This is a genomic window from Candidatus Defluviibacterium haderslevense (assembly GCA_016712225.1).
Lineage (GTDB): Bacteria > Bacteroidota > Bacteroidia > Chitinophagales > Saprospiraceae > Vicinibacter > Vicinibacter haderslevensis.
On the sequence record JADJRL010000003.1, the window covers coordinates 3,892,455 to 3,913,604 of the forward strand.

A 21,150-nucleotide genomic window follows, 5' to 3' on the forward strand; every position below is an offset into this window, starting at 1 on the left:
GTAGTATAATTAAGTATAATTGTCTTAAGTTGGTTTTGTATTATAGACTTGGCAAGATTCATATGATTTATTTTTTATAAATTTGGTGCGTTAATCAAAATTCAATAGGCATGTCCAATGAACCCAATATCAAGAAATATCCACATTTGTTGCCAAATCTGGAAGATTGGCCTATTTATAAATTCAGTCAAGATCGCGATTCATTTATAAAGAAAGTAAGCAACGATGTCATTCAGTTTTTTAGTAAATATTCACCGGAAGATTTAGATCAAACATTAGCTAAAACCATATATCAAGAAAAACAAAGAATCAAATCAAATCCCTGGAAGGCGGATCCTCCAAATGAAATGCAGTTTTTTAGGAAATTGCAAAATGAATACAATGATAATCATCAATTCTCAAATAAGACGGATCGCAACATGGAATCCGTATCGAGATTAATTAAACGCTATACTATTGAGATTACAGGGCAATTCAATCATAAAACCTTTTTGTTCGCACGCAAATTGCTTACATTATTTTTTCATACCATGTTTTATCCACTGGGTAAATCATTCTTTAAGTCTACGGCGAAGAAAAGAGAACAGTTGCTCTCTGTAATGCGAATTAATGGAGAAATTGATCAATTGAGATTATTATCTAAAGATCATACCATAGTCATGGTGCCTACCCATTCCAGTAATTTAGATTCCATTCTTGTAGGGTATATGATAGATTCGATTACGGGACTTCCGGCTTTTTCATACGGCGCTGGATTGAACTTGTATGATTCGGAATTTTTTGGTTTTTTTATGAATCGTCTTGGTGCTTATCGAGTCGATAGAAGAAAGAAGAATCTCATTTATTTACAAACACTCTCTAGTTATTCCAAATTATCTGTAATGCGCGGTGTGCACACTATATTTTTTCCAGGTGGCACACGTTCACGATCTGGCGAAATAGAAAACAAATTAAAATTGGGATTATTGAATTCCTTATTGTTAGCTCAAAGGCAATTAATTGAAAATAATGAATCCAGAAAAATTGTTTTAGTCCCAGTGGTATTAACTTATGAAAGTGTTTTAGAAGCCAGATCTTTGATTTTGCAGCACTTAAAATCAACGGGTCAAGAGAAATACACAGCTCGTGATCGTGCAAGTTCAATAGGACAATATTTTAGTTTCATTCGCAGATTCCTTACTAAAGGATCACATGTTTATATGAGTTTTGGAAAACCTATGGATGTGTTCGGAAATTATTTGACAGATAAAGCAGAAAGCATAGGCCATAGCGGTAAAATTATAGATTTGAAAGATTACTTTATTCGGCAGGGTGATTTTGTAATTGATTCTCAACGTGAAAGTATTTATACTAAAGAATTGGGCGAAAAAATTGTTGAGCAATTTAATAAATCTAATTATATACTTCCAGCGCATTTAGTAGCTTATTGTGCATTTCAATTACTCATTCGAATGAATCCAGGGCAAGATATTTACAGTTTAGTTCAATTACCTGAAGAAGAATTTGCTTTCCCGAAACGTGCCTTTAAACAATTGTGTAAAGAAGTGATAGCGTTATTAATAAAACTTAATCAAGAAGAAAAATTGATCCTTCCTGAATTGTTAACTCAAGATTTGGATGTGGTCATAGAAGATGGGATCAGGAATTTAGGAATTTATCATATAAAACGTCCTTTAGTTATTGATCAATTCAAACGACTTATCAGTGAAGATTTTTTAAGTTTATTATTTTATCATAATAAATTAAGCCATCTTAAATTAGAGGACATGATTATTTGGGATCATATCTCATTGGTTCAAGAAGAACTTGCCGATTAATACCTAAATACACTCATGAAATTTTTAGTATTTGATTTAGAAGCCACCTGTTGGGATATTAATCCACAACAGCATAGAAGTGAAATTATTGAAATTGGTGCATGCATTGTTAATCCTTATGGAGAAATTGAAAAAACTTTTTCAAAATTTATAAAGCCTGTATTGAATCCTACGCTGAGTGTATATTGTAGGCATTTAACTTCAATACAACAATCAGATGTTGATATTGCTAAATCTTTTCCGAAAGTATTCGATGAATTTATGGAATGGGCAGAAATTCCGGATCAGGATTATGTTTTTTGTGCTTGGGGTAGTAAAGATCTTATGATGATAGAATCAGATAGTGATATTCACAGGTATGATGTTTCATGGTTTAGACCTTATGTAGATGTAAAATCTCAGTATCATTCGAGACGTAATATTTCAAAACCTAATGGCTTAGCTAAAACCCTTAAATTATTAAATCTTGAATTTGAAGGAGAAGCTCATCGAGCATTGTCTGACGCTTATAATTTATCAAAAATAATTGTTCGTTATATTGATGAGTGGTCGTATTAATTTTTGAAAGCCAAGATGTCTATAAGTTATTTTAAACCGGAAGAATTAATTGCAGTTTTGGAATCAAACATTCCATTGCTGGATGTACGATCGCCATCTGAGTATAAAAAAGGTCACATTGAAGGTGCAATTTCTTTTCCATTATTTAATGACGAAGAGCGCAGTGAAGTTGGTACCATTTATAAAAAAATAAATCCGGAACAGGCACTCCTTAGAGGTCTTCAAATTATTGGACCTAAGATGCATGACATGGTTGTGGCGGTAAAGAAAATAGCCCCTTCAAGAAAAGTCGGCATCTATTGTTGGCGCGGTGGAAAACGAAGCAATAGTTTAGCGTGGTTATTGGATTTAGCTGGATTTCATGTGCAATTGTTAAGTGGTGGATATAAAGCATTCAGGCAGTATGCCAATTCATTGTGTTCAAATCCCGCTATGCAATTCATTATTTTAGGAGGGCGCACAGGATCTGCAAAAACAGCTATATTATCACATTTAAAAGACAAAGGACAACAAGTCATTGACCTTGAAGCTTTGGCACATCATAAAGGATCAGCATTCGGATGGATAGGGGAGCGTGACCAAAAAGTAAATGAGCAATTTGAGAATGATATATTTTTTGAAGTATTAAAAATGGATATTTCAAAACCCATTTGGATAGAGAATGAAAGTAAGAATATTGGAAAAAATTTTATTCCGGAATCTATGTGGAGTAAAATGAAAGCATCCATAATCATTCATATTGATATAGATTTTGAAACCAGACTTGATCATCTGATAAAAAATTACCAGTTGAATAACAATGATCAATTGATATTATCATTTAATAAAATTCAAAAAAGAATAGGTCCTGCCGATACAAAAAAAGCTCTGGATTTTATTCATGAACTTAAGTACCGTGATGCTGCAGCCATTGCACTAAAATATTATGATTCGTGTTATGATTACAGTTTTAAGTTGCCAAAGCTTGTACCACCCATTGTTTTTAATTTGAAATCTAAAACAAATGAGGATATTGCAGACGAATTAATACAATTTATCAATTCAAAAGAATATGAACAAAGAAACAATTAGACTTACCCAATATAGTCATGGTGCTGGTTGTGGATGTAAGATTTCACCCGCCATCTTAGATCAAATTCTGGCTTCAAAGAATCATCCACATCATCCCGATTTATTAGTGGGATATGAACATAAAGATGATGCCGCGGTTTTGGACTTAAAAGATGGTACGGCTATCATTAGTACCACTGATTTTTTTATGCCCATAGTAGATGATCCATTTGATTTTGGAAGGATAGCTTCAGTCAATGCCATCAGTGATGTTTATGCGATGGGTGGAACACCTATTTTAGCTGTTGCAATTCTAGGATGGCCGGTAGATAAGTTAGGACCCGAAATTGCGGCACAAGTTATTGAAGGAGCTCGATCTATCTGCAAAGAAGCAGGAATTCCATTGGCTGGCGGACACAGTATTGATACTGGCGAACCGATATTTGGATTAGCAGTCACAGGTAAAGTTAAGATTTCAGATTTAAAAACGAATGCAGGGGCCAAAGATGGAGATTTGATTTACTTGACCAAAGGACTTGGTGTTGGAGTTTTAACTACCGCAGAAAAAAAATCATTATTATCTGAAGGGCATGAGGATATTGCAAAAACATCCATGCTGAAACTCAATTCCATAGGTGCAATATTGGGCAGCAAACCTTTTGTTCATTCCATTACAGACGTCACAGGTTTTGGTTTGTGTGGACATCTTATAGAAATGTGTGAAGCCTCGAATTTAAATGCTTTATTACATTATGTTAAGTTGCCCGTTTTGGATCCTTGTGTTTTGGACTATATACAGCAGGGAGCTGTTCCAGGCGGAACTCATCGAAACTGGAAATCATATGGTCATAAAGTGGCACTTGGAAATTCTGAATGGTTTAAACTTTTAGCTGACCCACAAACCAGCGGAGGATTGTTGATTGCAATAGATCCATTATCAAAACAGACATTTGAAACGATATTAAATGAAAACCAAATAGAGCCACATCTGATAGGGCAAATGAGAACTAAGGATTCAGTTAATGAACGTTTAGTTTTGACTATAATGTAAGGAAAGGCCCTACAGATGGTCTAAACGCAACTTAACATAATATAAATTATGGGACAAGAGTATCGAAATTTATCGATGTTAAATAGCAACTTATACTCCAAGGAAGGCTCTTGTAATATACCAGTTCTTAATTATGGGATTTCCAAAAAATTATTAACCAATCTGATATCTGATAACCATTACTTATCGTGGAGTTTAAGAATTTGAAAGAATTCGAGAAAAACTTAATCACAAGTAAGGTTAGACTTAAGTGCAATTCAAAGAGGTTAAAATAGTACTCTCAACATGAGATCCTAACCTATTTCAAAGGATAAAAAAAAACTCTATAGGTAGAAGGTCGTCGTAGTGTTATTTGTACGATTTCTGAAGGAGTTTGCACAAATAAAGGTAAAATTTCGCTTTGCACTCCTGCTCTGGGGCCAAAACTTCTATAGAATTAGTACAGCTCGATACATACATTTCTGTAAGATTTTCAAGAGCTTCTGTTTTGAATTGGGGGTAACTAGTCGAAATAGTCAATTTGCGTTTTGATATATAGAAAGGGAATTTGGTTACACTATTCTTGATATATTAACGTATGAAAGTATTAAATATATATTAATATTTATGATCTAATAATATCCCAAAACAAAGCGTTTACATTTTGTAAACGTTAATTGGCTTCTTAAATTAATTAATGAAAATATTACTAACTTTGTGTTACAACAAGACAAAATTATGCCAAAACTTAGAACACTAAAATCTTTATCTTTACCCAATTCAAAAGTAACTCAACGAAGACCATTTTATGAAATTTTTAAATCAAAGGATGAATATCTAGAATTGCTTATTGAGACGTTGAAGATTGAAATAAATAAACACAATAATTATGATATTAATGTGCATCAATTAAATAATCTCATAGTTATTTCTAGATCTCATCAAAATATTGCTTATACAAATGAAGAATTTGTAAATGAAATTATTCTGAAAGCTCCGCAATTTAAGGATGATGTTAAACTATGGTATAACTATCTTCATTTTAAAGCATAATTGCTAAATTAACTAATGAATCTAAATTTAGATCGTAAATAAATGGCTTACACTTAGTTATTAAGATTGAATTTCTGAAGGTTTATTTAATATATAATTGTCAATATAGTATTCTTTGAATTTTCGTCCTGTTTCCGTAAATTCAATGCGAGTTGAATTTGGTTTGGCGGAAGGTAACTTTCTTATTAAATTTAATTTGGTAAAAAATTTTAAAGAATCATTAATTGTTGCTATATCTGTTTTGCTTTCAATAATATCTATCATTGAATCAATTTCACTAAATAAACCTTGTTGATTAATTTGTTTTACAATTAATTGAAACTTACTTTTTTCTTGGTTTATTTGAATTTGGGAATCATGCATTTGATTAATTTGAATATTTAAATCAAGTAAGCCTTTTTCTAATTCTTGAATATGGATTTCGGCTTTTAATCGTTTATCTCTTTCAGTATTAAATCTTTCTTTAAAATCAGAAAATAAAGATACTTGTTTATCATATTCACTTTTTAAAACAATACTTGACTTATCGGTTAACTTGTAAATCCATGGTGTGATTATTTTTTCAAAAAAGTTAACTATTAATCTGGAAATATTGATCAATACATATGAAACGAAAATAACAAGAAAAGTCAAACCAACATCTAATAAAATATTAATTGCTAAATCATCAATTTTTAAATTACTATTTATATAATTGATTTTATTTTCAAGTGTATAGTCTTGGTCGAAGTTAAAAATTGCATAAAAAACTACCCAATGTTTAAAAATCCAAATCAATATTAAAGTTCCAAAAAAAGGATTTGTGACTTTTTGTTTAAAGTTACTTTTAAAAGAATCAATTACATCTTGGACCATATAAAGATTTTATTTTGCAAGTCACAATATAAACATTTTCCAAATAAAAAAAAACCTGGTATTTCTACCAAGGCCTTAAGTGGATGACTAAACTACAAAAATCGCTTCCTTTAGGCTGTTAGAATGACGTATCTGTCTCTTATAAGCCCTTGATTATATCTAGATCTTAGTTCGGCTAAGCTGTGGCCAAAATTCATTTCAAAATGTGGTTTATCTTTGAGGAATTTCCAATCCCCTCCACAGGAGAACCCTAACTCCTTCCCTATTTTGGCTATGATATTCCAGTCAGTATTCCAGTCTGCATTACCATTTATAATAGGGACCACATCGATGACGGTACCAAAATTATGACTTGATTCTCCCCCTTTGACCCTATTTATGATGGGTCATTTGTTATTTTATAATTAGGATAGATCTTATTTTTGTTCGTTGTAAGATTGGATCTCAAAGGAGAATCAAAGTTTAGTTACATGTATATTAGTTATTATATTCTTGGGTCTTGTAGCCCTCCAGATTATTATTCGATTGACACAACGTTTTTGATAAAATATTTTCTGAGAAGCTTTGTATGGATATTATTTTGGATTTTCGAAATATTTATTAAATAAATAGTAATTGTAAGCTATTTTGAATCTTTTATTGCTATATTTGTATTGATGTCAATGTTGGATTAATATAACATATGAAATACTTATTCAATTTATTCTTTTTTATTGCCTTAACATCTTGTAACAAAGATGATAATTCAAATACTATAAATTTGAAAATAACAGCAATTGATCCTATCACCTCTTTAGCAATAAACAGGCTTGTGCCAGTTTCTGACGCGAAAGTGAAATTGTATTTAAATTATTACGATCAACATTATGATTTGAATGCTGTATATGAAGGCAAAACTGATACTTACGGTCAATTATTAATTCAGGATTTGTCACAAAGAAGGTATTTTGTATTGATAAATTCAGGATGTTTAAATAATTATGGAAGGCAAAATTTTATTGATCTTACTGATGTAACTATTAATACAATAAACATTGGGATTACAATGTTTGAGCAATCCACACTAATAGTTAATAATTTAACAAAAGATCAGTATTATTTTGAATCATATGGTTTAGGTTTTGAATTTTTGCCTAAAGGATATTCTGTAAAATTTCTAAATACTGTTAGTGTAGGAGAACATAAACTAAGATTTGTGCAAAAAACTGGTATTAAAATAGTGCCTAGGGATACGACAATTTATGCAATTGTTAAATGTGGTGAAATAACAACAGTAGATTTTCGTTAATTATTTTATTGAGTGGAATGTTCGAAAACAATAGAAATATATTTAATATAATAAAAATTACAGGTATTTGTCTAATATTATTATTCCTCTTGTCATGTAATAATGATAGTGAAGATTATATAACAAACCCTACTAAATTGACCATTACGACGGTTGATCCATTCGGTGCTAATATACCTCACGCTTTTGTATTTTTTTATTCATCAATTGAAAATTGGAAAAATGAAAGTAATGCTACTATTTATTTTACTGATTCAAATGGAACTGTGAACATTGAGAATTTATCAGATCATGAATATTTTTTTACTATTATTTCAGAGTGCCTAAGTAATAAATTGGGGGTTATTTCTTCAGGGCCATTGAAAATTGGAGTTTAGTACTATATTACGACACAATTAAGCGAAACAACACATTATTCTTTTAGCAACATGACAAAAGATTCTTATTACGTTGAAGTAACTGGAAATATTCCTTTTACAATCAATGGAGGAGCTGAAAAGACAATGAAATATTCTGTGCCTGTTGGTATACTGAATATTAGAATACTCCAATTAACCGGTTTTGAAAAAGAGCCAAATGATAAAAGATATGTTGATACAGTGATGTGTGGCTATACTTATCTTAAAATAATTAAATAGAAATGTTTCTAGTTGTTTTTCATCCATTGTATAACAAACTGCATTTAATGAGTCATTTCCTCAAATTTTATATATTTTCTAAAAACATTATTGATATAATTAATTCGCTACTATTAATTGTCTGATTATAGTTTCTTTTCTGGTTCGTATTTTAATTAAATAGGACCCATTAATAATATCATTAATTGCAATTTTAATAGCAGACTCATTGTTATTGCTAACTTTTCTTATAACACTTCTCCCAAAAAGATCAAAGACCTCAATTTGCAAAATATCCAATTCAGGATTATCTACCCAAAAGTAATTCTTTGCAGGAATTGGATACACCTTGTAATTGTTAGAAATTTTTTCAAGTTTAGTAGCTGTATTAATGTTCTGTGAAATGAGTTTGATTTTTTGCAATTGTATTAATCTAGGGTTAAACGACATTAGATCAAATTCTTTTGTGGATTGAAGTATTTCCATGATTACACATGCACTGCAAGTATCATGGCATAATTCATAATCTGTTCCTAGGCCCAAATCTATCAACTCACTTGAAAATGATATTTTCGCTAAGTTTTTACTTTTAATTATTATTTCAAAAGTTCTTGATTGAATATTGTTAAGGTCAAAGGGTTTGATATTAATTTTAGAATCGAAATTGCTGGCATAAATTTCTCTTCTGGGAATGTAATTTGAATCACAGTTAAAATAACTTGAAGAATCTCTTTGGATTATTCTAATCTCAAATGGTTTCATGGGTGTGCCATGCAAGTTAATTTCTCCTAAATTAGGGTCCTCCCCTATTTTTGAATTTGGATTGAAACCAAATACAACTGAATCTCTTTGTCCGGAGGAATCAACAATCACCACTTTGATTTCTTGTGCAAACAAAAACTGATTGGCAAAAAATATCAGTATGGAATATATTATTGGTATTTTCCTTTGCATTAGGGTTGTTACATGAAGAAAAATGATACTAATAAGTGATTTGAATTATCGATGATAATCTTCTTTCAATACATGAATGGTCAAAGTATTTTGATCAACCGAGACTAATTCCCATTGATATTCAGCAATACCTCCCCAAAAAGGGACTTTTATATCTATAGTTGTTCCCAATTTAGACCAGGATCCGTTAAAATCTCCATAGTAAATTGGATGAGTGGCACACCAACTTACATTTTTTCTTTCAATAAAGGATGGTTTTGGATTAAAAGTAATCCCATATTCTTGGTTTTTTAACTCATTGGCTTTGGTAAATGTATAGGTTGAATCCGATTCAATAGGATTGATCCAGGATCCAATCAAGTAATCTGGAGGAATAACTTTTGGTTCAATTGTTTTTTCACAAGCACTCCATAGGAATGTTGTTAATATTAAAGTCAAGAAATTTTTCATTATATTCACATTGATTTATAAAATTTGATCACCATCCAAATAACAGCCACTAATACCATTAGTGCCATGATAGACTTAGGATTGGCGAAATTGACGGTAGAACCCAGTTGCTTGATTCTCTTGGGTGGAAAGAGTCTTTTGTCCTGTTTATTATAATAGAAAATGCCTAATTTCCAATTTGCAGGATCACTGTGCCATTGGTCTAAGGTTTCTTGAGTGGGGTTGTTGTTTTGTTCCATGTTATTGTGATTTTAAATCTTGTAAACCTCCTTTAATTTAATATCGAAACTTGACTAAGTCAAAATTAGTTCTTTTCTCGAGTAATAGCGTAATATATGACATATATCCAGTTCAAAATGCCATGAAATATCGCCCATAAAATGGATTGATTTCTTGACCAAGATAGAATGACGGCTATAACCGTTCCAAGACCTACACCGCCAGTAAAGACATTTGAGCCAACAAAGGTATTACCTGATTGAGCTAAAAGTCCAGTGGAACAAACGACTATTAAAAGTAGAATTAGGGCATAAATGGATGCGGATGGGATGAATTTAATTTTCTTATTTTTCATATTGGCTTGATTTTATTTGGCTTGATTTATAATATGGTAATGAATGAACCACAATATACAAATGGATATTAATAAAACATAAAAATTAATATCAATTTAGAGATTTTTAGGATTACTGCTATAATTAAGCTGCTATATAATATTAGGTCTTTGTTTTATAAAGAGTTGAAAAGAGACATTTTTGTTGTTAACATACTATTTTCAAGCCAGTCCCTATCCTTTGAATGTTGAAAAATCGACTTGTGTACTTCAACAGATAATTACTAAATCATATAAAATATCTGAGGCATTTGATTAATTAATTCTTTTGAATTCACTATTTAATTTTGATGTCAATCTTTTAATTTGTTTTTCCCAAGTCACTAGTTTTAGATTATGATTGTATATGTAGTGAATATTTTTCTTTTCCAAATCATAGTCATTTGAGTATTTTACAATATTATCCAATTGATCGAAAATAGAAATAATTCTTTTGCAAGTATGATCTACAAGCGAAATGTAATACAAAGTATCCTTCCCTTCAATGATCATAGTTTCCATTTGTTTTATTGCATCATTCTTAATATCAATTCTATTGGCATTGTAATATTCAAAAAAACAGGTATCTGTAACTAATAGGTCATCATATTCAAAGCAACTATCAAATTTCTTCACAAAAGTTTGATTACCTGTTCGCCAAAATAAAAATGTTTCTTCATAGATAACATAATCGTCACAATCTCTTCTGTTTCTATAATATCCAGCACAAGATTCATTAAAATACCCTATATCTGTTATGTTGTTGGCCTTTAATTTTTCAATATATGAGTTAAGCATGACATAGATTCTGCTTTGTTCTTGACCAAATACGGAATATGACAAAAGAACAAGGAAATTTATAATTAAATATTTAAAGTTCAACATGGGTGGTATCATTTTTTCTTAAATATTTTGCTTTTAACTTTCAATTCTTTTTATCATTTTTCCATTTTTCATGACCCTTCTTTGTTCTTCTTTTCCATCTTCATTATAATCAATGGTTATTCCATCTTCAAAGCCATTTATATAGTTTGATACTAAACTTAATTTTCCATTTTTATAGAGTTTAGATTTTCCATGTGCTAAATAATTTTTGCATACATATATATGTTTATAGAAAGTTTTGCCATATTCATATTCATGTAAATCTTCGAAAATTCCATTTCCTTCAAATAGTATTTGTTTTCCATTTTCATTATAGCATATTATAAATTCATCATATCTTTCTACGTTTGGATCATATCTATTATACAGTTTTCTATAACTTCTAATTTTTCCGGATGTAAAATATTTTTTAATGTGAATGACATTATTATTATCTAATCGATGTTCAGATTTTATAATTTTATTTTCATGATATACATCTTCAAAAATAAGATTACTATTATGTTCGTCAGATACTAATTGCTTTCTATATTGTTTTAAATTGCCATTCGGATAATATTCAAAAGAATGCTTTAAATTTAAATCTGTTTCATCCATATAATAATCAGTTGAAAGCAATCCATTGATATACATTTTTTCCCTTTTTATTTGACCATCGGCATATGTGATATCTTCAATAATAATTCCATTCTCATATTTATTATATTGCCCATTAGCAATTCCATTTTTTACTTCTAAAGTTTCATAAATTTCTCCCTTTCTATATTCAGCAATGCCTGAAAAATCTTCATCAATTGGCTGAATAAATTTTGATTGATTGAGTCTAATGAATTCTTCAATGTCTGAATATAATTGTTTACTAAGTTTGTAGTACTTAGAATCTGCCAATGATAATATACTATTTTCATAAAATTTATCTTCAAAATAGTTTAAGTTGTTTCTATCGAAATTGTGTAAATCAGAATTTAAATAGTAATTATATACGCTTTTAACTAAATTGTAATAACTTTGGTTAGGTAATAATTTTAAACCATTTAATATTGTTGGAAAGTAGCGGTCATATCCATTATATATAAATTGACTGAATCCGCCATTACCTACTTGGCCATCCAGATACCACCAAAAGTATAATAACTTTTGTTCAGCTGAAATTATTTTAATTGAATCTATTAATATTTTCGTATGTCTTTCATTATAGTCAGTTACCATCTGCGATATTGGTTCTAAAATGATCCAATTAAATTCCATGGCATGGAGTCTGTAAAAATCTACTTTCGAAATTTCAGGCCTTACTTGTAGCGCTTCGTCAATAGTGTCAAATAGATCACCTTCTATTTTTCTTTCAATGGATTCATTGATAGTATTATTCAAAGAATCTATAATTTCAATTGAATCAGATTGATATAATTCAAGATTAACTTTAGTTGCAGTCAAATTAGAGGATATATATTTCTTTATATTGGGTAAATCTTTAATTAATTGCCGATACATTTCAGCACCTCTTGTTCTCTCACCTGACTGACACAAACAATATATTATATTGCAAACTCCCATTTCTTCGTAGGTCATTGTTGATGAATTTAACAAAAATATGAAGCCAAATTTGTCAAGTAATTTATTTTTATTAAAAAAATTGATGCTCATTTGAAAGCATTGAATAGCATCATCATATTTTTCTTTTTTAATAAGTCTCACTCCTTTATTATGACTTTGAGGAACAACGGTTCTAAGTATAAAAGATAATAGAGTGTATGTGGCACAGCCATAAATAAATGGCTTAGAAAATCCAGTTAAGTAATAAATCATGATCATTAATCCCATAATAAATAATTGACGGACTACAGATTGCCATGAAATTTCTTTAATATTTGGATCGTATAAGGTCATAAATTCATTTGAATAAAACTGGAATCAAGAATGTATAAACAAATTGTTCTTCAAAGTTAATTAATTTATTTTAGGAAAAGAATTAATCATATTCTATTAATCCAACGATCATAAGTCATTTCAAACTTAATCTCCCCTTTCCCATGCACTCCAATTTCTTCCCAGCCGGATTTTCTATAAAATTGTTCGGCTCTTGTATTGGGCGAGGTTCCTAACCAAACAGCTTCTTGCGTTTGATCAAAATACCAGTCGAGCATAATGTCGTGAAGCTGTCTACCTATTCCTTGACCTTCAAAGTCCGGATGCACAAATAAGGCCCAAATATTGTGTTGTTTTAAACCAACAATGGCAAATCCAACAATTCGCTGATCTATTTCACAAACCCAGCCCTTGCCAAATTGTGTTAAATAATCTTCATTATCTTTCCGAGTGACCAATGTAGGATTGCTTAAGATGTTCTCCTTTACGGCCATCCTTACTAGCATATATTGGTCGATATCATCTACACGTGCTTCCCTAATGATCATTCCTTTTAATTTTATATCAAGCATTAAGTTTTTTGTAATTTTAAAACCCCATAATTTTAAAATTTAATTTATTTCTTTTGAATTTGTTTAATCATTAGAAAGCTCACACAAGTTAATGCTATGAAAATCGCGATGGATATCATCTCTATTGTACTTAAACTTGTCAACAACCAAATAATACTGGCAATACCAATAAAGGGTATGATGAGCCCTCCGGGTGTTTTAAATTTTTTATTATTATCTTCATTTGGATTACTCCTTAACTTAATAGCCGCTAATATAACAGAAAGATATACAATTAAAATAGCGCCACTCGCCAGACTGGCCAATTGTTTGAATCCACCAGTTATAGAGAAAAGGAAAATCAAACTTGCATATGTAATTACAGCAATATGTGGTGTGAAAAATTTGGCGTGAATTTTAGTTAGGAATTTTGGAAATATACCATCATTCGCACCAGCAAATAATAACCTAGGTGTTGATAACACATCGGCACTGACATTTCCAAAAGTCGATATGATGGCAGTTATCAATAAGATTGTTCCGCCTATCGGACCAATCAACTGTCCCGCAACTGCTGCTAGTGGAGCTGCTTTAAATGCTTCCATTTGTAACCCTATTACACCTTGTGCCACTGTTTGAATCAACACATAAATAATGAAAACTATTGAACCTCCAAATAAAATACCTAAGGGTACGGTTCTTGTTGGATTTTTTATTTCGCCACTAACACTGAGTGATGTTTCAAAACCTGCGAATGCAAAAAATAATAAGAGCGCAGTGTTACTAAAGGTTTTTAATGATGGTAATTCGTTCCAATATAGATTACTTGCCTCCACCTTACTAAAACCAAATAGAATAATAGCGAATAATGGAAATAGTTTAATGATCGTGATCCATTTAATAAAATTAACGCCTTGTTTGACGCCACGAATATTGACCAATACTATGAATCCTATGATGATAAAAAAGAAACAAGCTCGTGCCAGTGAATTATAAAAAATGGGAAACATGGTAGCCATAGAATCAGCAATTATATTCATCAACGCAGCACTTCCCAAGACACTCCAACCAAAAAAATATAACCAATTAATGATATAACCTGGAAATGTTCCGAACGCAGCCTCAACATAAGCATATGAGCCTCCACTTGTTGTTATACGACTTCCTATTTCAGCATAACACAACAGGATAGCGGCCATCATGATACTGCAAAACAAATAACTAAAAATACCAAAAGCACCTAATGCTATACTTATAATAGCAGGTAATGCAAAGATCCCAGCGCCGATAGTACCGTTGACTATGGTTAAAGTAAGCCCAGCTACATCAACTTCGCGTTTTAAACCTTCCTCTTTTTTAGGATTACTCATAGTCTATAATCATTAAGGTATGCAATACATTTATTGGTAAATCGTCCAAGTTTTTTTTGTGTCCTTAAATAAGTATCGCTTGGAAGTACCTAAAATAATTAAACTCAAACCTATTCCACTTTGGATGCCCCCTGATATAAATAATTTATTTCTACTTGCATCATGACTGACGATTATCGAATTTAGAAAGGTGGCCATGCTGGATATCATAAACAAACTACCAACTATTCTAAGTGTATTTTTCTGGGTTCTATTATGATGTGATTTATAATTTTTTAAATAATAAATTTCATTTGGAGATATAGTCATTTGTAAATCGTTATTATTATATTGAATGACTCCTATGATATTTGTATTTTCTGAGATTGTTTTTGTTTTTAATTGTATTACATCAAATTTTATGCTATCAGAGTTTACTGAATTTAATGTTCCAATTAATGTTCTAGAACTCCTAGCTTTAGTTTTTCGACTTTCGGCAAGTACCACTTCATAGATTGATCCTGATTTAAATAATTTTAAATCATTGCAACTTGACAAGGTTAACTCCTGACCATAGCATGTGTAGCTGAATAAAATGAAGCCAATTATGGAGAAGGTTTTATTCATTATACTGATTTTTTTGGCCACTTAATTATAATATTATTTAAAATGGGTTCAAATGTTATTCAAATTTTCGTGCAATATATTATTTGGAATTGATAATTTCATGGATTGAGTGCATTTATTCAATATTTACTCATACGCTTCAAAATAATTATAACAATATATCTTATATATTTGGCTAAATTTGACTCATGAAATTCAATTATTCTCAATATTATCTTTGCTTTTTTGTAATTATTGTTTCAGTAGGCATTTTTTGGTTTGCAAGAACGATTTCTAAACCTAAAGAAAATACCGCAGAACACTACCCTGCCGATTGGTTTTATCAACAACGGGCATTCCCATTTGATAACATCAATTACGAGGCTTATAAAGTAGCATTAACTCAGGCTAAACAATTTAGACAAAACTATAGAGCCAACAGTCCGCTTAAAAGTTGGGAGTTTATTGGGCCTGTTAATATTGGTGGTAGAATTACGGATGTTGAAATGCATGCTTCTGATGTACAAACCATTTATGCTGGAACAGCAACTGGTGGTGTATTCAAGAGCTCCAATGCAGGAACCAGTTGGTTACCTATATTTGATAATGAATCCAGTCTTTCGATTGGTGATTTAGCCGTTGCGTCTTCAGATCCTAAAGTTATTTATGTGGGCACAGGTGAAGCCAATGCGGGTGGTGGTTCAACTACTTATGATGGCTCAGGTGTTTTTAAGTCGATAGATGCAGGTAACTCTTGGACTTATGTTGGCTTAGAGAAGATTAGAAATACGGGTCGTATTGTAATCAATCCTAAAAATGTGCAAAATGTATTTGTGGCCGGGATGGGTGATCTATATGGAAATTCTTCTGAACGAGGTGTTTTTAGAACTATTGATGGTGGTGCACATTGGGAAAAAGTACTTTATGTTTCTGATTCAACAGGAGGAATTGATCTTGTAATAAACCCTAAGAATCCAAATATTTTGTATGCTGCCATGTGGGAGCGAGTGCGGACATTAAATAGGAGAACTTATGGAGGAAAATCTTGTAATATATATCAATCTTTAGATGGAGGGACTACTTGGAAATTACACAACAATGGTTTGCCCATTTCAACCACCAACTCAGGTAGAATCGGATTGGCTATTTCTGAATCTAATCCGGATGTGCTTTATGCCATTTATTCTGATAAAATAGGATATTTTACAGGGATATATAAAACAATTAACGGGGGAACCAGTTGGGCCCGAGTTAATGATTCAAGCCTGAGTAATTTGTTTGCATCCTATGGTTGGTGGTTCGGAAGAATTAGTGTGGATCCAAAAGATCCAAATATTATTTTTGCCATAGGTTATGAGTTGCATAAGTCTACTGATGGTGGGTTGACTTGGCGGGAAATTGGGGCTAATATCCATGTGGATCATCACAGTATTTATGTTCATCCAAAAAATTCAAATTTTGTAGTATTAGGCAACGATGGCGGGCTTTTTATTTCCCAAAATGCAGGGATCAATTGGACCCATATGAATCAATTACCAATTACCCAATTTTATACCTGCGATGTTGATTTTAAAAATCCAAATCGGTATTACGGAGGTGCTCAGGACAATAATGTCATTAGAACGACAACAGGAAAATCTAATGATTGGTATGACATCATTGGTGGAGATGGTCTTGTTGTGCTTGTTGATCCCATAAATAATTCATATATCTATGCAGAAAGTCAGTATGGTGAATTGTCTAAATCTGTTGACGGAGGAACTAATTTTAAAAAAGCTAAAACAGGGATTAATACTTCTGACCGAACCAATTGGAATACACCTGTAGTGTTTGATCCAAGTAATCCTCAGATACTTTATTATGGAACGAATAAAATGTATAAATCTATAGATCGTGCTGTGACTTGGAATGTAATCAGCCCTGATTTGACCAATGGCAATGGAGGCAATAATATTGGTACATTGACTTGTATAGCAGTAGCTCCTGGAAATAGTTCAGTTATTTACGCTGGAACAGATGATGGCAATGTTTGGAAAACAACAGATGGAGGTTTGAATTGGAAAAAAATATCAACCAATTTACCCGTCAGATGGGTAACAAGAATTGCTGTGGATTTTCAGAATCCTTCCATTGCATATATTACATTATCAGGTTTTAGAAAAAACGAATACCTATCACATCTTTATAAAACCATAGATGGTGGTATAAACTGGATGGATTTATCAGGGAATCTGCCTGAAGCCCCACTGAATGATATTGTTATTGATCCGATTGATCATTCAACGCTTTATGTTGCTAGTGATGTTGGAGTATATAAAGGTTCAAGTACCGGAATATGGTCTATTTTGGGCGATTCACTACCTAACGTACCCATTACAGACCTCACACTTCATCATCCAACTCGAATGCTTGTGGCTGCAACATATGGTAGGTCAATGTACAAATTCGATCTTGGTATTCCTACTTATCTTGAAGATGTTGGTAATAATTCGGGGGTTATGCAGATTTATCCAAATCCAATACATGATAAAGCTATTATAAACTTGAAGATAAATGAAACTCAAAAAGGAAATTTATCATTGTATGATCTCTCAGGAAATAAAATTTTTGAAATATATCAAGGGTTATTGAAACAAGGTGATGTGGATATCAAGTGGAATGCTAAAGGCAATAATGGAATTCCACTCAAATCAGGAACCTATTTCATAAGATTGGAAAGCGCTAAAGGAAATGAAATCAAGAAAATTCAAATTGTAAACTAATATTTTTTGGAGAAATTAAATATGCTTTTAGCAGACCATGCACTCGTGTTCAATTCATTAATTCATACCAAGATAAAAAGTAAATTCTATGTCTAAAACTTCACTTATTTTATTTTGGATCATCTGGCTTGTAGATATCCTTATTTTGCTTTTTGGACACCAAGAATTTCTTTTAATGATGTTTGGAAGAAATTCCAGTCCGGGAACAAGGCAGATTGGAATTTGGGCATCTTTGTTAATGGTCATGTTGTTGATAATCATTATAAGTTTATATTTGAAGAATCATGAAAAAGGCACCATGGCTATTATGGTCTGTTCGATTCCATTGCTCATTGCACTACCCTATTTACTATGGCTAGGGGTTGTATTGTTTAGTGGTAAAAGTACCAATTGGCATTAGATAAATATAGAGCGTTTATGTTATTATTAAAATTGTATTTATGAATTTCATTAGTTTTGGTTTTATGTGTTTTATTATCGGCGTGTTTTTATATTTCGAGATTAGTGCAACTGAGATGCCAGGTATATTATTGAAATTTAATTTTTGGATCAATTGGATATTTATAGTGTGGGCCAGTTATTCAGTGGGGAGAATTGTATTAGACAGTATTATGCTAAATAGTCAAGGACAAATGACATCAGCAAATCTTATGTCCAGTATGCTGCTTGCTGTTTTTCACGTAATTCCTACCCTTGCGATATCTATTTTTATGCTTAAGGAAGGATTTAGATAATTAAAACAGATGAATGATTACATTTCTAATATTGGATTGCAACATTTTCTAAAATTAGATGACCATTTTTATTTTGTTCATTTTAAGTTTGCTAAAATTTATTCTCAAAGACAATCAAACCATTTAACAATAAAGTTTCGATAATTAATTTCAAGAAAGATGGGAGGCGGAAAGATGGTTATATCACTGGACTTTGAACTTTATTGGGGTGTCACAGATTCTAAATCAATTGATGCTTATCAAAGTAATATATTGGGTGTACAATCTGTAATTCCAAAACTATTGTATTTATTTGACCAATATCAAATTAAAGCTACTTTTGCAATAGTTGGATTTCTTTTTTGTCACAATAAAAAAGAATTATTAGAACATCTTCCAAAGACATTGCCTCAATATAAAAACAAGAAGCTGTCTCCATATATAAATCAAATTGAAAAAATGAAGGATGATGATTTGACACAGGCATACTATTTTGCTCCGGAATTGATCCAACTTATTAAAAATCATTCACAACATGAAATTGCTACGCATACCTTTTCGCATTATTACTGTTTAGAACCTGGGCAACAAGCTACAGATTTTTTTTATGATCTGGAAGCTGCTTTAAAAATAGCATCGGAATATCAAGTCAACATTACATCTATTGTGTTTCCCAGAAACCAATATAATAAGGCATACGTAAATCTATGTGAAGAATTAGGGATACAATGTTATAGAGGAAATCCTAATCATTGGATTTATCAAGCTGATGTAAATAAAACATTTCTTTGGATTAAAAAGGGAATTCGTCTATTGGACCATTATATAAATATTACAGGGCATCATTGTTATGAAAGAATTAGGTCAAAGCATGACTCGATAAAGAATATTCAGGCTAGCCGTTTTCTTAGACCCTATACCCCATCTTTATCTTGGATTGAATCCATGCGTCTTCAAAGAATATTATCTTCTATGACTCATGCAGCTAAAAACAATTTGACCTTTCATCTATGGTGGCATCCGCATAATTTTGGAATTCATCAGCAAGCTAATTTTAAATTTTTAGAATCCATCTTAAAGCATTATCAGTATTTAAATGTTACATACCAATTTTCTAGTTGTACTATGGCAGAATGTGCTCGTTCACAACAATAAATGAATGCTTTGAAAGACAATATTGAATTTGCGGAAATAGCAGCATCTGATCTGGATACCATTAGTCATTTAGCTCAAGAGATTGATGGAAATCCCCGCTTATCTAAGGCATTCATAAAGCATTGGTATTTTGAAAATCCAACAAGTAGTTATACTTTTTGGAAAGTAACTATAAATGAACAATTACAAGGATTTGCGACAATCAATCATTACCATTTTTGGTTTAATCGTAAACGATTACTCATAGGGATGCCGCAAAATGAGTATATTGCACTTTCATCAAGGGGCAAAGGCTACTTTCGTGATTTGTATTGGAAAACAGAAGAGATTAGTTTAGATAAATATAATGTTCAATACTTATTTGCTTTCCCAAATAAAAGGAGCGCTCCAATATTTGAACAAAAATTCGGTTATAGGAAGTGTGACAATCCTGTAATTATATTAAGTTTGTTTAGCTTGTCCAATTTCTTTTCAAAGCAGACTTACAAAATTTTGGATCATGTTTCTTTAATTCAAAAATTGCAATTCACACAATTGGACTATGCTTTAGACAAATCAATGGATTATTTGTTATGGCGTTACAAATGCTATACTAAAAAAGAACTTCGCATACTTGAGATTGAAGATCGTGGTGAACTCTTGGGGTATGCATTTTTAAAGCCAATAAAAAAATATGGCTTTTCATTTATGATTTTGATGGATTTGATAACAATCGATAGAAAGCATTTCCCACAAATGATTAAACATTGTAAAAGGTATTGTTCGCAGCAATTGTTTTTCGGCTTATTTAGAATTCAAATAAATGATGAACCATCAACTCCATTATTTGAATTTTCCTTTAAACATAAACTGAATTTCATGATTAAGTCAAAGTCTTTAGCGGAAGACATATCATTGTATGAAACTAAATTTCAGTTTTTCTTTGGTGATTTAGATATTTTTTAATTTTCTGAAATATGCGTTTTTAATTAACTTAGTCAAAAATTAAGTGTTACCCTA

Annotated in this window: 24 protein-coding genes; 13 read left to right on the forward strand and 11 right to left on the reverse strand. The window is 31.3% G+C overall.

Going from position 1 to position 21,150, the window contains the following annotated elements; all coding sequences use genetic code 11:
* Positions 1–110: 110 nt before the first annotated feature.
* From IPK88_15245 to IPK88_15265, 5 genes are all read left to right on the forward strand, one after another.
* Positions 111–1,817 (forward strand): 1-acyl-sn-glycerol-3-phosphate acyltransferase, encoded by a 1,707-nt coding sequence (locus tag IPK88_15245; protein ID MBK8244778.1) that lies wholly within the window; start codon positions 111–113, stop codon positions 1,815–1,817.
* Between the two features lie 15 nt (positions 1,818–1,832).
* On the forward strand, positions 1,833–2,375 hold the full coding sequence (locus IPK88_15250) for an exonuclease domain-containing protein (GenBank protein MBK8244779.1): 543 nt from the start codon (positions 1,833–1,835) through the stop codon (positions 2,373–2,375).
* A gap of 15 nt (positions 2,376–2,390) precedes the next feature.
* Entirely contained in the window at positions 2,391–3,446 is a 1,056-nt protein-coding gene (gene mnmH / locus IPK88_15255) for a tRNA 2-selenouridine(34) synthase MnmH (GenBank protein MBK8244780.1), read from the forward strand.
* The gene (gene selD / locus IPK88_15260) at positions 3,427–4,476 is read left to right on the forward strand and encodes a selenide, water dikinase SelD (protein MBK8244781.1); all 1,050 of its coding nucleotides are present in this window, start codon (positions 3,427–3,429) and stop codon (positions 4,474–4,476) included. Before mnmH ends, selD begins: the two co-directional genes overlap by 20 nt.
* 717 nt (positions 4,477–5,193) lie before the next feature.
* Positions 5,194–5,508: a hypothetical protein gene (locus IPK88_15265; protein ID MBK8244782.1), complete on the forward strand. Its 315-nt coding sequence runs from the start codon at positions 5,194–5,196 to the stop codon at positions 5,506–5,508.
* A 60-nt stretch (positions 5,509–5,568) separates the two neighbouring features.
* Here IPK88_15265 and IPK88_15270 read toward each other — a convergent pair whose 3' ends face one another.
* Positions 5,569–6,285, reverse strand: coding sequence for a hypothetical protein (locus IPK88_15270; GenBank protein ID MBK8244783.1), 717 nt, complete (start codon positions 6,283–6,285; stop codon positions 5,569–5,571).
* Positions 6,286–6,473: 188 nt separating this feature from the next.
* Positions 6,474–6,746, reverse strand: coding sequence for a M15 family metallopeptidase (locus IPK88_15275; GenBank protein ID MBK8244784.1), 273 nt, complete (start codon positions 6,744–6,746; stop codon positions 6,474–6,476).
* A gap of 377 nt (positions 6,747–7,123) precedes the next feature.
* On the opposite strand from IPK88_15275, the gene IPK88_15280 reads away from it, so the two are divergent.
* The 3 genes from IPK88_15280 to IPK88_15290 are packed head-to-tail and all read left to right on the forward strand — an operon-like array spanning position 7,124 to position 8,289.
* Positions 7,124–7,651 carry a hypothetical protein gene (locus IPK88_15280; GenBank protein MBK8244785.1) on the forward strand — a complete coding sequence of 176 codons (528 nt, stop codon included), beginning with the start codon at positions 7,124–7,126 and terminating at the stop codon, positions 7,649–7,651.
* A gap of 17 nt (positions 7,652–7,668) precedes the next feature.
* Entirely contained in the window at positions 7,669–8,028 is a 360-nt protein-coding gene (locus IPK88_15285) for a hypothetical protein (GenBank protein ID MBK8244786.1), read from the forward strand.
* 51 nt (positions 8,029–8,079) lie between these two features.
* Positions 8,080–8,289, forward strand: a complete 210-nt coding sequence (locus IPK88_15290; GenBank protein ID MBK8244787.1) for a hypothetical protein — start codon at positions 8,080–8,082, stop codon at positions 8,287–8,289.
* Positions 8,290–8,388: 99 nt separating this feature from the next.
* On the opposite strand, the gene IPK88_15295 is transcribed toward IPK88_15290, so the two are convergent.
* The 9 genes from IPK88_15295 to IPK88_15335 all read right to left on the reverse strand — a co-directional run bounded on the left by IPK88_15295 (position 8,389) and on the right by IPK88_15335 (position 15,542).
* Positions 8,389–9,222, reverse strand: coding sequence for a T9SS type A sorting domain-containing protein (locus tag IPK88_15295; GenBank protein ID MBK8244788.1), 834 nt, complete (start codon positions 9,220–9,222; stop codon positions 8,389–8,391).
* Positions 9,223–9,267: 45 nt separating this feature from the next.
* Complete coding sequence (locus IPK88_15300) at positions 9,268–9,672, reverse strand: hypothetical protein (GenBank protein MBK8244789.1); 405 nt, start codon at positions 9,670–9,672, stop codon at positions 9,268–9,270.
* 5 nt (positions 9,673–9,677) lie between these two features.
* Positions 9,678–9,911, reverse strand: a complete 234-nt coding sequence (locus IPK88_15305; protein MBK8244790.1) for a hypothetical protein — start codon at positions 9,909–9,911, stop codon at positions 9,678–9,680.
* A gap of 65 nt (positions 9,912–9,976) precedes the next feature.
* On the reverse strand, positions 9,977–10,246 hold the full coding sequence (locus IPK88_15310; protein MBK8244791.1) for a hypothetical protein: 270 nt from the start codon (positions 10,244–10,246) through the stop codon (positions 9,977–9,979).
* A gap of 294 nt (positions 10,247–10,540) precedes the next feature.
* Positions 10,541–11,062, reverse strand: coding sequence for a hypothetical protein (locus tag IPK88_15315; protein MBK8244792.1), 522 nt, complete (start codon positions 11,060–11,062; stop codon positions 10,541–10,543).
* 120 nt (positions 11,063–11,182) lie between these two features.
* On the reverse strand, positions 11,183–13,036 hold the full coding sequence (locus IPK88_15320; protein MBK8244793.1) for a DUF4375 domain-containing protein: 1,854 nt from the start codon (positions 13,034–13,036) through the stop codon (positions 11,183–11,185).
* An 86-nt stretch (positions 13,037–13,122) separates the two neighbouring features.
* A complete protein-coding gene (locus tag IPK88_15325) occupies positions 13,123–13,563 on the reverse strand; it encodes a GNAT family N-acetyltransferase (protein ID MBK8244794.1) in 441 nt (146 codons plus the stop codon).
* A gap of 68 nt (positions 13,564–13,631) precedes the next feature.
* A complete protein-coding gene (locus tag IPK88_15330) occupies positions 13,632–14,936 on the reverse strand; it encodes an amino acid permease (GenBank protein ID MBK8244795.1) in 1,305 nt (434 codons plus the stop codon).
* Between the two features lie 30 nt (positions 14,937–14,966).
* Positions 14,967–15,542, reverse strand: a complete 576-nt coding sequence (locus IPK88_15335) for a hypothetical protein (GenBank protein ID MBK8244796.1) — start codon at positions 15,540–15,542, stop codon at positions 14,967–14,969.
* A 188-nt stretch (positions 15,543–15,730) separates the two neighbouring features.
* Between IPK88_15335 and IPK88_15340 the strand changes: the two genes are divergently transcribed.
* From IPK88_15340 to IPK88_15360, 5 genes are all read left to right on the forward strand, one after another.
* Complete coding sequence (locus IPK88_15340) at positions 15,731–18,283, forward strand: T9SS type A sorting domain-containing protein (protein ID MBK8244797.1); 2,553 nt, start codon at positions 15,731–15,733, stop codon at positions 18,281–18,283.
* An 88-nt stretch (positions 18,284–18,371) separates the two neighbouring features.
* Positions 18,372–18,683, forward strand: a complete 312-nt coding sequence (locus IPK88_15345; GenBank protein ID MBK8244798.1) for a hypothetical protein — start codon at positions 18,372–18,374, stop codon at positions 18,681–18,683.
* Positions 18,684–18,723: 40 nt separating this feature from the next.
* Entirely contained in the window at positions 18,724–19,017 is a 294-nt protein-coding gene (locus tag IPK88_15350; protein ID MBK8244799.1) for a hypothetical protein, read from the forward strand.
* A gap of 159 nt (positions 19,018–19,176) precedes the next feature.
* Entirely contained in the window at positions 19,177–20,151 is a 975-nt protein-coding gene (locus tag IPK88_15355) for a polysaccharide deacetylase family protein (GenBank protein ID MBK8244800.1), read from the forward strand.
* Between the two features lie 9 nt (positions 20,152–20,160).
* Positions 20,161–21,096 (forward strand): hypothetical protein, encoded by a 936-nt coding sequence (locus IPK88_15360; GenBank protein ID MBK8244801.1) that lies wholly within the window; start codon positions 20,161–20,163, stop codon positions 21,094–21,096.
* Positions 21,097–21,150: the final 54 nt, after the last annotated feature.